The organism is Bradyrhizobium liaoningense, assembly GCF_018130785.1.
Lineage (GTDB): Bacteria > Pseudomonadota > Alphaproteobacteria > Rhizobiales > Xanthobacteraceae > Bradyrhizobium > Bradyrhizobium liaoningense_A.
Window position 1 is genome coordinate 65,312 of the sequence record NZ_JAFCJT010000019.1, and the last position, 14,115, is coordinate 79,426.

Below are 14,115 nucleotides of genomic sequence, written 5' to 3' on the forward strand. Positions count from 1 at the left end.
CAAGACCGCCGAGGGAGGGACTTTTGGCCGTTCGTTATTACGACTGGATCGTCCATCACGGCCGCCGCACGCCTGACAAGGTCGCCGTGATCGACCTCGCGAGCGCGCGCCGCTTCACCTATTCGCAGCTCGATTCGCGCATCTCGCGCCTGGCCGGCTTCCTCCGTGATACGCTTAAGGTCTCGCGCGGCGACCGCGTCGCGGTGCTGGCGCTGAACACGACCGATACGCTGGAGGTGCAGTTCGCCTGCGGACGGTTAGGTGCGATCTTCGTCCCCCTGAACACCCGCCTCACCGTGCCCGAGCTCCAGTTCATCACCGGCGATTGCGCACCGAAGGTGATGATCCACGATACCGATCTCGCCGAGACCGCGCTTGCCGTCGCAAAACTCTGCAACATCCCGACGAGCCTGCTGCTGGGCGCCGGCGGCAGCTATGAGGCCGGCATCGCAGCGGCCAGGCCGCTCGCCCGCGCCGAGGAGGTCACGCTCGATGACGTCTCGACCATCATGTACACGTCGGGCACCACGGGCCATCCCAAGGGCGCGACCATCACCCATGGCATGACCTTCTGGAATTGCGTCAACCTCGGCGGCCCCGCCTGCATCGGGCCGTCCTCGGTGCTGCTCACCGTGCTGCCGCTGTTCCACACCGGCGGGCTGAATTGCTACACCAACCCGGTGCTGCATGCCGGCGGCACCGTGATGATCATGCGCGCTTTCGATCCCGGCACGGCGCTCGGCCTGATCAACGATCCCGCGCAGGACATCAACGTGTTCTTCGGCGTGCCCGCGATCTACCAGTTCATGGCGCAGCATCCGGCCTTCGCGACGACTGACCTGACCCGGCTGATCGTATGCGGTGTCGGCGGCGCGCCGATGCCGGTGCCGCTGCTCAAAGTCTGGGAGGCGCGCGGCGTCGCGCTGCAGCAGGGCTACGGCATGACCGAGACCTCGCCGGCCGTGCTGGTTCTGGATCGCGAGGATGCGGCACGCAAGGCGGGCTCGGCCGGCAAGCCGGTGCTGCACACGGAAGTCCGCATCGTGCGCCCCGATGGCAGCGACGCCGCTATCGGCGAACTCGGCGAGCTCTGGGTCAAGGGCCCGAACATCACGCCGGGCTACTGGAACAGGCCGGAGGCGAACAAGACGTCCTTCACCGACGGCTGGCTGCACACCGGCGATGCGACGCGCGTCGACGAGGAAGGCTTCTACTATATCGTCGACCGCTGGAAGGACATGTACATCTCGGGCGGCGAGAACGTCTATCCGGCCGAGGTCGAGAACGTCCTGCATCAGCTCACCGCGATCGCGGAAGCCGCGGTGATCGGCATTCCCGATCCGCAATGGGGTGAGGTGGGTCTCGCCATCGTCGCAGCCAAACCCGGTCAGCGGCTGACCGAGGCGGATGTCTTCGCCCATTGCGCGGCCAATCTCGCGCGCTTCAAATGCCCGCGACAGGTGCGCTTCGTCGATGCGTTGCCGCGCAACGCCACCGGCAAGATCCACAAGCCGACCTTGCGGAAAGAATTCTCGGTGGCGTCCGAAATCGACAAGAAAGTCGCCAACGCCTGATCGAAGCGCCCCTCGCGGGCGCTTTTCTTTTTCGACGTGCCTGCTCCGCCCCAGAAGAAACCCCAAAGAAAACCCCAAGGAATTTTCATGAACAAGAAACTCTCTTTGCTTGCCGCAGCAACGGCGATGACGCTGCTTGCGACCCCATCCGCCTACGCGCAGAAGGCGTACGACACCGGAGTCACCGACACCGAGATCAAGATCGGCAATGTCGAGGCCTATTCCGGTCCCGCCTCCGCCTACGGCATCATCGGCAAGACCGAGGAAGCCTATTTCAAGATGATCAACGACCAGGGCGGCATCAACGGCCGCAAGATCAACTGGATTTCCTACGATGACGGCTACTCGCCGCCGAAGACTGTGGAGCAGATCCGCAAGCTGATCGAGAGCGACGAGGTCTTCCTGGTCTTCAACGCGCTGGGCACGCCGACCCAGACCGCCGTGCAGAAATATCACAACGCCAAGAAGGTGCCGCAGCTCTTCCTCGCCACCGGCGCCAGCAAGTGGAACGACCCGAAGAACTTTCCCTGGACCATGGGCTTCCAGCCCAGCTACCGGGTCGAGGCTCAGATCTTCGCAAAATACATTCTGAAGGAGAAGCCGGACGCCAAGGTCGCGATCTTCTATGCCAACGACGATTTCGGCAAGGACTACCTCGCCGGCATCAAGGACGTGTTCGGCGACAAGGCATCGAAGCTGATCGTAGCCGAGGAGAGCTACGAGACCTCGGAGCCGTCGATCGACGCCCATATCGTCAAGCTCAAGGGCACCGGCGCCGATGTCTTCGTGAACATCGCGACCCCGAAATTCGCGGCGCAGGCGATCAAGAAGATCGCGGAGCTGGAGTGGAAGCCGATGCACCTGATGACTGACGTCTCGGTGTCGATCGGCGCGGTGATGAAGCCGGCCGGCCTCGAGGCATCCGAGGGTGTGCTGTCGGCCGGTTATCTGAAGGACGCATCGGATCCGCAGTGGAAGGACGACGAGGGCATGAAGAAGTTCATGACCTTCATCGACAAGTACATGCCCGGTGCGAACATCTCGGACGCCAATCTGGTCTACGCCTATGCCGCGGCCCAGACGATGGTGCAGGTGCTGAAGCAGTCGGGCGACAATCTGACCCGTGAGAACGTGATGAAGCAGGCCGCGAGCCTGAAGGACTTCGTTCCCGATACGCTGATCCCGGGGATCAAGATCAACACCTCGGCCACCGACTTCGCGCCGATCGAGCAGCTCAAGATGTGGCGTTTCAAGAAGGGCCAGTGGGAGCTGTTCGGCGACATCATCAGCGCCGAAACGGGTGGCTAGCCACGCATCGCAGCAACGGGCGGAGACGTGCAGCTGACGTCTTCGCCTGCACTGACGTCGATCCCCGCGACCGGCAGGCCGAGCCGGCGCGACGCCATTTCCGGACTCTTTCTCGCGGACTATACCGACAGAAACAACGCGAACGATTCTTCCAGCGTGCGGCGCAGATGCTTCCCATACAACGCGTGGTTGGCATCGTCGGGTCCGACCCGTCCCAGCGACGGCTTCGCGACGTTGCGGAGCGGCACATAGGCGATCGGCGCTGCGATCGGCGTCAGTTGCGAGCCGGGGCCGGCGCGGAGCGTCGAGATGATGCCGTACATTTCGCCGGCAACCGTCGGCCGCGACACCGTGATCACGCGATGCTGGCCGTGCTTGATGATGACGAGATAGATGAAGCCGGACTGATGCGGCACCGCAACCTCGCCGGTATGCTCATAGGCGGCATCGGTCCGCTCGCCCTCGCGGAAGACCAGTGAAGACACCTTCGGCTCCCAGACGATCTCGGTGCGGTAGGCGAAGATCGCGTCCTTGTCGCCGAAGGACGGCCGCAGCGTGATGTAGACGTCCTCGAGCCAGGTCACCGCGCGGTGCGCATAGGAGCCGAGGCTGTCGGGCGCGACATCGTTCGCGGCCGGAGGCGACGCCACGGCGGCGTTCTTGCGTAACGACACGCCGAGTGCCTGCTCCAGCCGCACAGTCGTCGCCAGCGTGAACGGCCGGCGGCCGCCGAGCACCTTCTCCAGTGTGGACAGGCTGAGCTTGGCCTGCTCGGCCAGCGCCTGCCGGGAGATCCGGCGCCGGGCGAGCTCCTCCCGAATTGTCTCCGCGATCTCGCGGCTCTGCTCGTCCGACAGCTGCTTGTCGGGGGATCTGTCCTGGATCTGCATCGTCAACCCTGCCTTGCGAGAACCAGTCTAGCAGGGCGGACAAACCAGCACAAAACCGCACATGGCCACCTCGGCCACGGCCTGCCCGGGCCGGCCGTGGCGGAACATTGCCGATCAATCTGCTCGCGGGATCGGGCCCGCGGGCGGATGCTTCGGGTCAGCGAACATCCCTCGGGAGCAAGCGAAATGGATACCTACGACACAGCCGACAGCGATGCACACCCGATCCTGGGCCGGCTGATCAAGATTGGATTGTTTCTCCTGGCGCAGGGCATCGCGGTTTTGCTGGTCTCCCTCGTCGCCCTGCTGGTCAGCTTCGGAACGAGTTGGTCGGCAACAGCCGTGCAGGCCAGCCTGCTCCAGCCCGGCGACGCCAAATCCGGCAGTCTCCTGCTGAAGGAAGACGGTGCCACCACCGAAGCGATCCGCCTCGGTACCGATATCGACATCACGGTGTCGGGCCCGACACTCCGCGCCCGCGTCACCCAGGTCTTCCGCAATCCGACCAAGGACTGGGTCGAGGCGACCTATGTCTATCCGCTCCCCTCCGGCGGCGCCGTCGATACGCTGAAGATGGTGGTCGGCGACCGCGTCATCGTCGGTGACATCAAGGAGCGGCAGCAGGCACGCGTGATCTACGAGCAGGCGCGCCGCGCCGGCCAGAAGGCCGCGCTCACCGAACAGGAACGGCCGAACATCTTCACCAATTCGGTCGCTAATATCGGTCCCGGCGAAACCGTGCTGGTGCAGATCGAATACCAGGAGCCGGTGCATCAATCCGGCAGTGAATATTCGCTGCGGCTGCCGCTGGTGGTCGGGCCGCGCTACAATCCGGCGCCGATCGTGCAGAGCGTCGACTTCCGCAAGGACGGCTCGGGCTGGGGCGCGACCAATTCGGAGCCGGTGCCGGACCGCGACCGCATCTCGCCGCCGGTGCTGGATGCCGCCAGGAACGCGCCGGTCAATCCGACCAGCATCACGGTGCGCCTGAAGGCAGGCTTCGCGCTCGGCGAGGTCAGGAGCCACCACCACAACGTCAAGGTCGAGAGCCCGGACAATGCGACGCGAATCGTCTCGCTCGCTGAGGGCGCCGTGCCCGCCGACCGTGATTTCGAGCTGACCTGGAAGCCGGCTGCGGAGAAGGCGCCGTCGGTCGGTCTGTTCCGCGAGCGTGTCGGCGATGCCGATTATCTGCTCGCCTTCGTCACCCCGCCGAGCGCCGAGCAGGCGACGCAAAGGCCGCTGCCGCGCGAGGTCGTGTTCGTGATCGACAATTCCGGCTCCATGGGCGGCACGTCGATCGTCCAGGCCAAGGCCAGCCTGACTTACGCCCTCTCTCGTCTTCAGCCCAACGACCGCTTCAACGTCATCCGCTTCGACGACACCATGGATTTGCTGTTCCCGGCCTCCGTGCCGGCCGACGCCACCCATGTCGGTGAAGCCACGTCGTTCGTCAGTGCCTTGCAGGCCCGCGGCGGCACCGAGATGGTGCCGGCGATGCGCGCGGCGCTGACCGACAAGCTCGGCGACACCAGCATGGTCCGCCAGGTCGTCTTCCTGACCGACGGCGCGATCGGCAACGAGCAGCAATTGTTCGAGACGATCACTGCGATGCGCGGCCGCTCGCGTGTGTTCATGGTCGGCATCGGATCCGCACCCAATACCTATCTGATGACGCGCGCCGCCGAACTCGGCCGCGGTGCCTTCACCCGTATCGGCTCCGTCGAGCAAGTCGAGGAACGCATGCGCGGCCTGTTCGCCAAGCTGGAGAACCCTGCCGTGACCGGCCTCAGCGCGAAATTCTCCGAAGCGAAGGCCGACGTCACGCCAGCGATCATTCCCGACGTCTATCGCGACGAGCCCTTGGTGCTGGCGGCAAGACTCGACAAGCTCGCGGGCTCGCTCGAGATCAAGGGCCGCGTCGGAGATCGTCCCTGGTCGGTGACGCTGCCGCTGCAAAACGCCGCGGAAGGCAAGGGCCTGTCGAAGCTTTGGGCCAAGCGCAAGATCGGCGACGCGGAAGTGACGCGCACCATGCGCGAAATGACGCCCGAAGACTCCGACAAGGCGATCCTGGCGCTGGCGCTCGACCATCAGATCGTCACGCGCTTGACCAGCCTCGTCGCGGTCGACAAGACGCCGAGCCGCCCCGAAGGCGAGCCGCTCAAGCTCAGCGAGCTGCCGCTCAACCTGCCGGCCGGCTGGGATTTCGAGAAGGTCTTTGGCGAGCGACCGCATCTGACGCCCACACAGTTGCGCGAGCGCCATGCAGATGCGCGCAACCAGCCGACGGCCCGGCGTCCGACTCCCGCCACGCCCGATGCGATCCGCCTGCCCAAGACTGCGACTTCGGCCGAGCTGAAGATGATCGGAGGCTTCATCCTGATCGTGCTCGCCCTGATCCTGTTCGTGTTCAACCGGCGTCAGCCCTTGCTCACTGACGCCGCTTGAGAGAGGAGCCCCCCCGAACTCCTCTGTTAGCGCGCGCGGTCGCCCGTCCCACACCAACGGCCGCGCGCGCCTTTTTATCAGCCGTCATTGCGAGGAGCGACGCGACGAAGCTCGCAATGACGGGGAAGGACCATTATGCCCCGCTTCATCTCCCCGCTCGTTCTGGCACTGATCGGCCTCATCCTGTTCGGCGACGGCGCCTACATCCACGCCAAGGCATGGCTCGCGCAGGTGCTGCTGGAGCGCGCGTTCGACAGGAGCGCCGCGACCGGCGAGGTGGTCAAGCCATGGTCGTGGGCCGACACCTGGCCGGTCGCGCGGATTGAGGTGAAGCGGATCGGCGCCGGCGCCATCGTTCTGGAGGGCACCAGCGGCCAGGCACTCGCTTTCGGACCCGGCCATATCCACCAAACGGTCGATGCCGGCGAGCGCGGCATTGCGGTATATGCTGCACACCGCGACACCCATTTCCGTTTCCTGCGGAATGTTGCCATTGGTGACGTAATCGATGTCACACGCCGTGACGGAAAGCACTTTCGCTATCGAGCGGATTCCTCCACTGTGGTTCGCTTCGATGAGTCCGGCATCGATCCCGCGACGCAGGATGTCGAGCTTGTGCTCACGACCTGCTGGCCCTTCGACGCCGTCACGCCCGGACCCGAGCGCTACGTCCTGCATGCCACCTTGATTGAAGCCGGTGAATAGCGGTTCGCAATCGGCCATCCGGGATCAATAGAGGCCACGCCGAACAGCCGGGCATCCGCACTTGATGAAACCGCTGCGCTGCAAAGCGCTGCAATATGCCGACTACATCCCGCAGGAGACGATGTTCTGGCGCAAGCGCGTGTGGGACATGATCGGGCCCATCGACGAGAGCTTCCACTACGCGATGGACTGGGATTTCATCCTGCGGGCGCAGGCCGCGGAATTCAAGTTCGTGCGCCTGCCGCGATTTCTCGCCTGCTTCCGAATCCACGATGCACAGAAGACGGCTTCGACCTACGCGCTCGGCGTCAGGGAGATGGGCAGCTTGCGGCGCCGCGTTCTCGGCTTCGATCCGACCCAGATGCAGATCCGGCGCGCCATCGCTCCCTATCTCGCAAAGCAATTGGCCTATCACTACGCCTACAAGCTGCGCCTGCTGCGTTACTGAACGACGGCAGAGGCATGATCACGATTTGAATGAATGAGCGTCACGGAGTCGTGGCACGTCGTCCGATCGTTCGCACTTTCGCCAAAAGCCTGGTGATGCTAGCCTTGTCGCGAAGCAAGCACCATTCCGTCACGCGGCATGGAGCCATCACGATCAGTCCCGCCAGACGCCGGCGCAAGACAGGGCGCTGCAACAAGAACAAGGGGTAAAGCGCCATGGAAGCCCAGGTACCTGCTGCGTCCGTTTCTCCGCGTCCATGGTCTCCAGCGCCCGATGCCAGCGACGTCGTCAAGGGCATCCACGCCATGCTGCACCCGCACAACATCGTGCTGGTGGGCGCAACCGACAAACCCGGCAATTATGCCGAGCGCATCTGGAACAACCTGGTCAAGTACGGCTACGAGGGCGGGCTCTATCCGGTCAACGCCAAGCGCGAGACGATCTGGGGCGTGCCCTGCTACAAGGATTTTGCGAGCCTCCCGGAAAAGCCCGATCACGTGCTGGTGCTGGTGCCCGCGCGCTTTGCCGTGCAGGTGATCCGCGACGCCGCCGCGGCCGGCGCGCGCTCGGCCACCATCGTCACTTCGGGCTTCAGCGAGCTGCAGGATGAGGAGAGCCAGAAGCTCGCTGCCGAGTTGCAAGCCGCGATACGCGAAACGGGGCTCGCCGTCACCGGCCCGAACTGCCTCGGCAATTTGAGCGCGGGCGAAAAGCTCTTCACCAATATCGACGACCGTGTCGTCACCATGGAACAGGGTGCGGTGGCGATTGCCGGGCAATCCGGCGCCATCGTGATGGCGATCCGGCAGGCGCTGGAGGATCGCGGTGTCGGGGTCGGTTACATGGTGACGACCGGCAACGAGGCCGGGCTCGAGACGCCGGACCTGATGCGCTATTTCGCCGAGGATCCGAGCATCAAGGTGATCGTGGTCTATCTCGAAGGCGTGCGTAACACGAAGGCGTTTCGCGACGCCTGCAAGGCCGCGCGCGCCGCGAGCAAGCCGGTCATCGCGCTCAAGCTTGGTTCGTCCGAGGGTGGCCGCGCGGCGGCGATGGCCCACACCGGCGCGCTCGCGGGCTCGATCGAGACGTTCGATGCCATCGCAACGCGCGAAGGCGTGATCCGCGTCGGCGGGCTCGACGAGCTGATCGAGACCACCGAATGCTTCGTCCACTCTGTCGTGCCCAAGGGCGACCGGCTCGCCGCGGTCACGCTGTCCGGCGGCAAGCGCGGCATGCTGCTCGACGCCTTCTATGCCGAGGGCCTGAACTTTGCGCCGCTGAGCCCGCATGTCGGCTCCGAACTTGCGAAGATGCTCGGACCGGGCTCGATCGTCGGCAACCCGCTCGACGCCGGCTTTGCCGCAGTGGTCGATCCCTCCGTCTACATGAAGTCGATCAAGCTGATGATCGACGATCCCGATATCGACATCGTCATCATCGATTCCGAGATGCCCAAGGCACCGCATGAGCAGCGCGAGCGCAATTTGCGGATCGTCAACGAGATGGCGAGCCAGGCTTCGAAGCCGGTGATCTACATCAGCGCGATGTCGATCGGCTTCACCGAATTCACCAAGAGCTTGCGCAAGTCGCTGCCGCATCTCGCAGTCATGCAGGGCATGGACCGTGCGGTGACCGCAATCAAGTCGCTGCTCGCCTATGCAAAGCTGCGCAAGGAAGTGCCCGACATCGTCTCCAGCTCGAAACCTGCCGCACGCGCCGTGCTGGAGAAGGCGTTGAAATCGGCGAGCGGCGCCGCGCTCGACGAGGTCGCCTCGAAGAAGCTGTTAAAGGCCTACGGCATCCCGATCTCGAAGGAAGCGATCGCGCAGACGGCGGCAGAGGCCGCGAAGATCGCCAAGCAGATCGGTTTTCCGGTCGTGGCCAAGGTCGTCAGCGCCGAGATCCTGCACAAATCCGACATTGGAGGCGTGGTGCTGAACCTCACCAGCGCGGCAGAGGTGAAGAAGGCATTCACCGACATCACCGCACGGGTGGCGAAGTTGAAAGGCAAGCCGAAGCTCGACGGCATCCCGATCGCCCAACAGGTCAAGGCCGATCTCGAGCTCGTGGTCGGCGCCTCGCTCGATGCCGAGATGGGGCCGGTCGTGCTGTTCGGCACCGGCGGCATCGACATCGAGCTGATGAAGGATGTCGCGCTCGCCGGCGCACCGCTGGACGAAGCCGAGGCCCGGCTCCTGATCGGCCGCACCAAGGCCGGTAGCAAGATGCGCGGCTATCGCGGCAAGCCGGCCTTGCACGAGGCATCCGCGGTGAAAGCGCTGGTCGGCCTGTCCAACCTGATCGCAGATGCCGGCGACCGGATCGCCTCGATCGACGTCAACCCGTTCCTGATCAACACCAAAACGGGTGTCGCCGTTGACGCCCTGATCGTATTGAACAATGCTGCGGCGAAACGCGCGGCAGGGCATTGATGTCGCGTTGGCGGGTTACGCTTCCGCCTTCGCGCTTCGAGCTCCAGCGGACAAGTCGTTAACCCGCCCGCTCTAGTATTGCGGCCGCAGCATCGTCCTTCCAACCATCCTGCTTTGGCCGTAAAATCGCCCTGCATGGCACGCGCGAGCAACCTCGTAATCGGAACGGCGACGCTGGCGGTCATCGCCGTGGCGTTCGGCGGCGTGCTCGGCGTGCAGAAATGGCGTACCGCCCAGAGCCGGAGCCAGTTGCGCGTGGTGTTCGAGGGCGGCTCCGCCAGCGGACTCCGCCGCGGCGGGCCGGTCAATTTCGACGGTGTTCCCGCGGGCCAGATCCTGTCGATCAAGCTGGACAATCCGCGCAAGATCGTGGCGCTGGTGATGCTCGACAATACCGCGCCGATCCGCAAGGACACGGTTGCGGGCATCGAGTTCCAGGGCCTCACCGGCGTCGCCGCGATCTCGCTGATCGGGGGCGCGCCCTCCGCGCCGCCGGTGCCGCTGGACGTGGACGGCGTCCCCGTGCTGACCGCCGATCTCAGCGACGCCGAATCCATCGTCGACACCCTGCATAGCGTCGACCGCACGATCGTGAGCAACGCCCCCGCGATCAAGGACGGCCTGCGCACGTTCGAGAACCACACCGCCGATCTCAGGAGCAAGGGCAGCGAGATCGACTCCGTCATGGCCAAGGTCGACACCGCCTTCGCGGGCTTCGACAAGGCGGTCACGAAGATCGAGAGTGTGGTGCCCGGCTTCGTCGACGGCAAGGCCGACGAGCTGTTCGAGAAGATCAAAGGGCTGCACGAGCTCGCCGACACCATGAAGAAGAAATCGGCGAGCTTCCTCGAGGACACCCGCCGCTCGCTGCTCGACGTCAGCGAGGCCGCCAACAAGATGAGCGGCACGCCCTCGCCCGCTGCCGCCCCGCGCCCGCCACGCAAGCCTCCGCAGAAGAAGCAATAGCGCTCTTTCTTATCCTCCCCCTCCAGGGGAGGGTGGCCGCAGCTCACCACGCGTAGCGCACGACGCCCTTGCCGGCGTAGGAGCGGGTGACGTTCGAGAACTCGCCCTCGAAGGTCGCCGACGCAGACCAGCCGTTCATCCAGTTCATCTGCACCGCCGCCGTGGTCAGCGCGGAATCGCGCGCCTGCGCGGCGCCGTTCACGACGAAGGCCGAACCCGGCAACGTCTGGAATACCGCACCGACGGTGCGGTCGGGATTGTAATCGTGCGCCCAGGCGACGCGGCCGCGCAGGGTCATCAGGCCGCCGGCCGCGGCAAATGACTTGTCCGCGCGCAGGCCGAGCTCGGTGCGGGTGCTGGTCACGTCCTTGGCGGCATAGTTGAGCGCGAACGTGTTGTTGCCGACCACCGCGAACTCCGAATAGTTCGGCAGGCTGAACATGGTGGCCTGTGCCGCAGCATAGGGCGTCAGGCCGATCCATTGCATCGCATAGCGGTAACCGCCCTCGACACGCCCCGAGAGCGCGTTGGCATTGAACTGCGCACGCAACTGATCAGTGCCGGCAGCCGTGACGATGCGGTTGGTGGTGACGTCCTGCCAGCCATAGGCCAGCGCGGCCGTGATGTAGGCCGGTCCCATCGTGTGACGCACGAAGGCGCCGGCCTGGAACAGGTCGGAGCGGCCCCAGCCGAGCCCGTTGACATTGAACCCGGTACCGCCGCCAGCCAGCGCGAAGCCAGCGATCGTCGACGGCGAGAACCGGTAGTCGAGGCCGACGGCCGTGCCATAGACGCTGCTGCTGGTGTTGTTCGAGCCAAGCGCGGTGTTGCCGTCGGTGGTCTGCGAGCCGCCGTAGCCGGCCGCCCACACATCCCAGCGCTGCTCGAACGTCGCAGCCGGTGCCTTGCGGTAGATCGAGGCAAAGGCGTCGCGCGCGTTCCTGTCACGCGCGGCCTTGCCCGTCGCGGCATAGGCATTCGCGCTCGTGTCGTCGGCATAAGGCGTCGCACCCGGCGTGCTGCTGCGCCCCGAGCCGAACACGTCGGTCAACAGGTTGATGAACAGGTTCATCGCGTCAAAGGTCGTCTGCTGAGAACCCGTCGCGGACTCGCCGGAAGCCTGCGTCAGGCCGGCCGGCGAAAGGTTGGCGAACGCCACAGGCAAGCTGCCAGTGCTGTTGAAGTGATTCGTCAGCACGTTGGCGACGTTCTGCTGGTTGATATTGAGGCCGCTGCCATAGCCCAAGGCGAGATCCAGGAACACGTTATTGGGATCGTAGCTGAGCGTCGCGTGCAGGTTCGACGACAGGCCCGCGACAACGGGATTGAACGCATCCGGCAGCGTTCCCGCGCTGAGGATCGTGTAGTGCTTCGCAATCGAGCCGGTCGGAACGACGACGACGGTGGCGCCGTTGAGCGTCGCCGTGCCGGTCACGACCGCGAGGCCGTTGCTGGCGCCCGAGATCTGCACCATGTAGCTCGACGCGCTGGTGAACGAGAGGTCGCCGGACACGGTCAGCGTCCCGGTCGGACTGCCCGGCGCCAGCGTGCCGCCATTGACGGTGGTCGTCCCGACCGTGCCGACACCGCCGAAGGTACCGCCGGCGGCGATGGTCACGGTACCGTTGATGGTGCCCGCGAGCATCAGCGTGCCGCCAAGCACGTTCCAGTCTTGATTGCCGGTACCGGTCACGGTCCAGGTCGAGCTGTCGATCTTGTTGAAGGTCGAGAAGCCGTCGTACTGAAGACCGGTACCGATCAGGTCGAGATTGAAAATATCCTTGCCGATGCCGCCGAGCTGGAAGGTGTCGGTGCCGGATGCAAGCACCTGGCCGTTGATGACGCTGCCGGGGCCAAGGGTGAGCGTGTTGGAGGCGCAGCCGCAGAAATCGATCGCGATCGCTCCGGGCGCGCCGGCATTGATCGTGCCGGAGTTGAAGACGCTGCCGCCGCCACTCAGCATGATGCCGGTGCCGTTGGCACCGACGGTGATGGTGCCGGTGTTGACGATCTGGTTGGTCGTGCTGAAGGAGCTTACGTCGATGCCGACGCCCGTGTCGCCGACGGTAATCTTGCCCTTGTTGGTGACGACGTTTGAATCTCCAACGACGAAGATGCCCTCGACAAAATCGGCGCCCGTGATCTGCCCGCTGTTGGTGATCGTGGAGGCTGAGCCGGTATAGGCGATGCCCGCCCCGCCCAGGCCGACATTGATCGTGCCGCTTTGGCTGATCGTGGCCCGGTCACCCTGCAGCGAAATGCCGGCCGTGCCGCTGCCTCCGACCGTGATCGTGCCGCCGTTGGTGACCATCGAGTCATCGCCCAACACGGCAATGCCGACGCCAAAGTCGCCGGCCGTGATCGTGCCGAAATTGCTGACGGTCTGGAAGTCGCCTTGCAGGAACATGCCGGCGGCATTCTGCCCGACCGTGATCGTGCCGGTGGCGGTGTTGGTGACCGTGTTGTTGTTGCTGACCGCCAGAATGCCGCCGGAGAACCCGCCGGAATCGCCGACGGTGATCGCGCCGGCATTGGTGATGGTTGCACTGCCGAACGCAAAAATGCCGCTTGCACCGTCGCCGCCCGCGATCGTGCCGGTCGCGGCGTTGGTGATCGTGTTGTTCTGGCCGGCGAAGATGCCCGCGCCGGACGCACCGGTCGACAACGCGCCGCTGTTGGTGACGGTGTTATTGTCGCCAACCGAGATCGCGGCACCGCTGTCTCCGGTCGTGATCGTTCCGGCATTGGTGATGACGTTGTGGTCGATCGCCTGGATGCCGAGGCCATTGTCGAGCACCGTGATGGTGCTGTTGTTGGTCGCGGTGTTGAAATTTCCAACGGCAATGCCGGTGAGGCCCGAGCCCGCCGACACGGTCCCGTTGTTGGTGACGGTGCTGGAATTGTTGACGCCGATCGAGAGCGCGCCGTTGTCGTTCACGATCGCGCCGGACAGCACGTTGACATTGAGGCTGTCGACACCGGCTCCGGCCTGGAAGCCGTCCGCGTCGGTGCCGCTGCAGGTCACGGTCTGGCCGCTCGTGGCCGGGTCGGGCGTACAGGCCGCGTTGGCCGGCGTCGCGTAGAGGCTGAATCCCAAAAAGAGCGCAGATGCGCTGACGAGCAACGCGGTGCCGCGCCGACGCAGTCGACCCTGCCGCCTTGATAGCCCTTCGCCCCTCACGTCACGCACCCCACTCCCCAGTTCCACGGGAACTTAGGCCATGAGGAGGCCCCGTAGAACTACGGCGGCGCCAGAATGCATCCGTTTGGCGCACAACCGAAGCAGAATCCCGCGGTCATGTTGCAACCGCGCCACGGTTTGCAGGGCAAAATTCCCA

8 protein-coding genes and 1 pseudogene are annotated in these 14,115 nt (G+C 64.9%); 7 read left to right on the top strand and 2 right to left on the bottom strand.

Annotated elements, in window-relative coordinates; genetic code table 11:
- The first annotated feature begins 23 nt into the window (after positions 1-23).
- Together JQ627_RS28870 and JQ627_RS28875 are read left to right on the top strand one after the other, a co-directional pair.
- A complete protein-coding gene (locus JQ627_RS28870) occupies positions 24-1,574 on the top strand; it encodes a long-chain fatty acid--CoA ligase (RefSeq protein WP_212487772.1) in 1,551 nt (516 codons plus the stop codon).
- An 87-nt stretch (positions 1,575-1,661) separates the two neighbouring features.
- Positions 1,662-2,882: an ABC transporter substrate-binding protein gene (locus JQ627_RS28875; RefSeq protein ID WP_212487773.1), complete on the top strand. Its 1,221-nt coding sequence runs from the start codon at positions 1,662-1,664 to the stop codon at positions 2,880-2,882.
- A gap of 119 nt (positions 2,883-3,001) precedes the next feature.
- On the opposite strand, the gene JQ627_RS28880 is transcribed toward JQ627_RS28875, so the two are convergent.
- Positions 3,002-3,772 (bottom strand): helix-turn-helix transcriptional regulator, encoded by a 771-nt coding sequence (locus JQ627_RS28880; RefSeq protein ID WP_212487774.1) that lies wholly within the window; start codon positions 3,770-3,772, stop codon positions 3,002-3,004.
- A 186-nt stretch (positions 3,773-3,958) separates the two neighbouring features.
- Here JQ627_RS28880 and JQ627_RS28885 point away from each other — a divergent pair, with 186 nt between their 5' ends.
- The 5 genes and pseudogenes from JQ627_RS28885 (at position 3,959) to JQ627_RS28905 (ending at position 10,777) form a co-directional block, all read left to right on the top strand.
- The gene (locus tag JQ627_RS28885) at positions 3,959-6,223 is read left to right on the top strand and encodes a marine proteobacterial sortase target protein (protein ID WP_212487775.1); all 2,265 of its coding nucleotides are present in this window, start codon (positions 3,959-3,961) and stop codon (positions 6,221-6,223) included.
- Between the two features lie 135 nt (positions 6,224-6,358).
- The gene (locus JQ627_RS28890; RefSeq protein WP_212487776.1) at positions 6,359-6,928 is read left to right on the top strand and encodes a class GN sortase; all 570 of its coding nucleotides are present in this window, start codon (positions 6,359-6,361) and stop codon (positions 6,926-6,928) included.
- Between the two features lie 85 nt (positions 6,929-7,013).
- Positions 7,014-7,376: pseudogene (locus tag JQ627_RS28895) on the top strand (glycosyltransferase); the annotation flags it as partial.
- A gap of 215 nt (positions 7,377-7,591) precedes the next feature.
- On the top strand, positions 7,592-9,811 hold the full coding sequence (locus tag JQ627_RS28900; RefSeq protein WP_212487777.1) for an acetate--CoA ligase family protein: 2,220 nt from the start codon (positions 7,592-7,594) through the stop codon (positions 9,809-9,811).
- A 135-nt stretch (positions 9,812-9,946) separates the two neighbouring features.
- The gene (locus JQ627_RS28905; RefSeq protein ID WP_212487778.1) at positions 9,947-10,777 is read left to right on the top strand and encodes an MlaD family protein; all 831 of its coding nucleotides are present in this window, start codon (positions 9,947-9,949) and stop codon (positions 10,775-10,777) included.
- A 43-nt stretch (positions 10,778-10,820) separates the two neighbouring features.
- On the opposite strand, the gene JQ627_RS28910 is transcribed toward JQ627_RS28905, so the two are convergent.
- A complete protein-coding gene (locus JQ627_RS28910) occupies positions 10,821-13,958 on the bottom strand; it encodes an autotransporter outer membrane beta-barrel domain-containing protein (RefSeq protein ID WP_212487831.1) in 3,138 nt (1,045 codons plus the stop codon).
- Between the last annotated feature and the right edge of the window lie 157 nt (positions 13,959-14,115).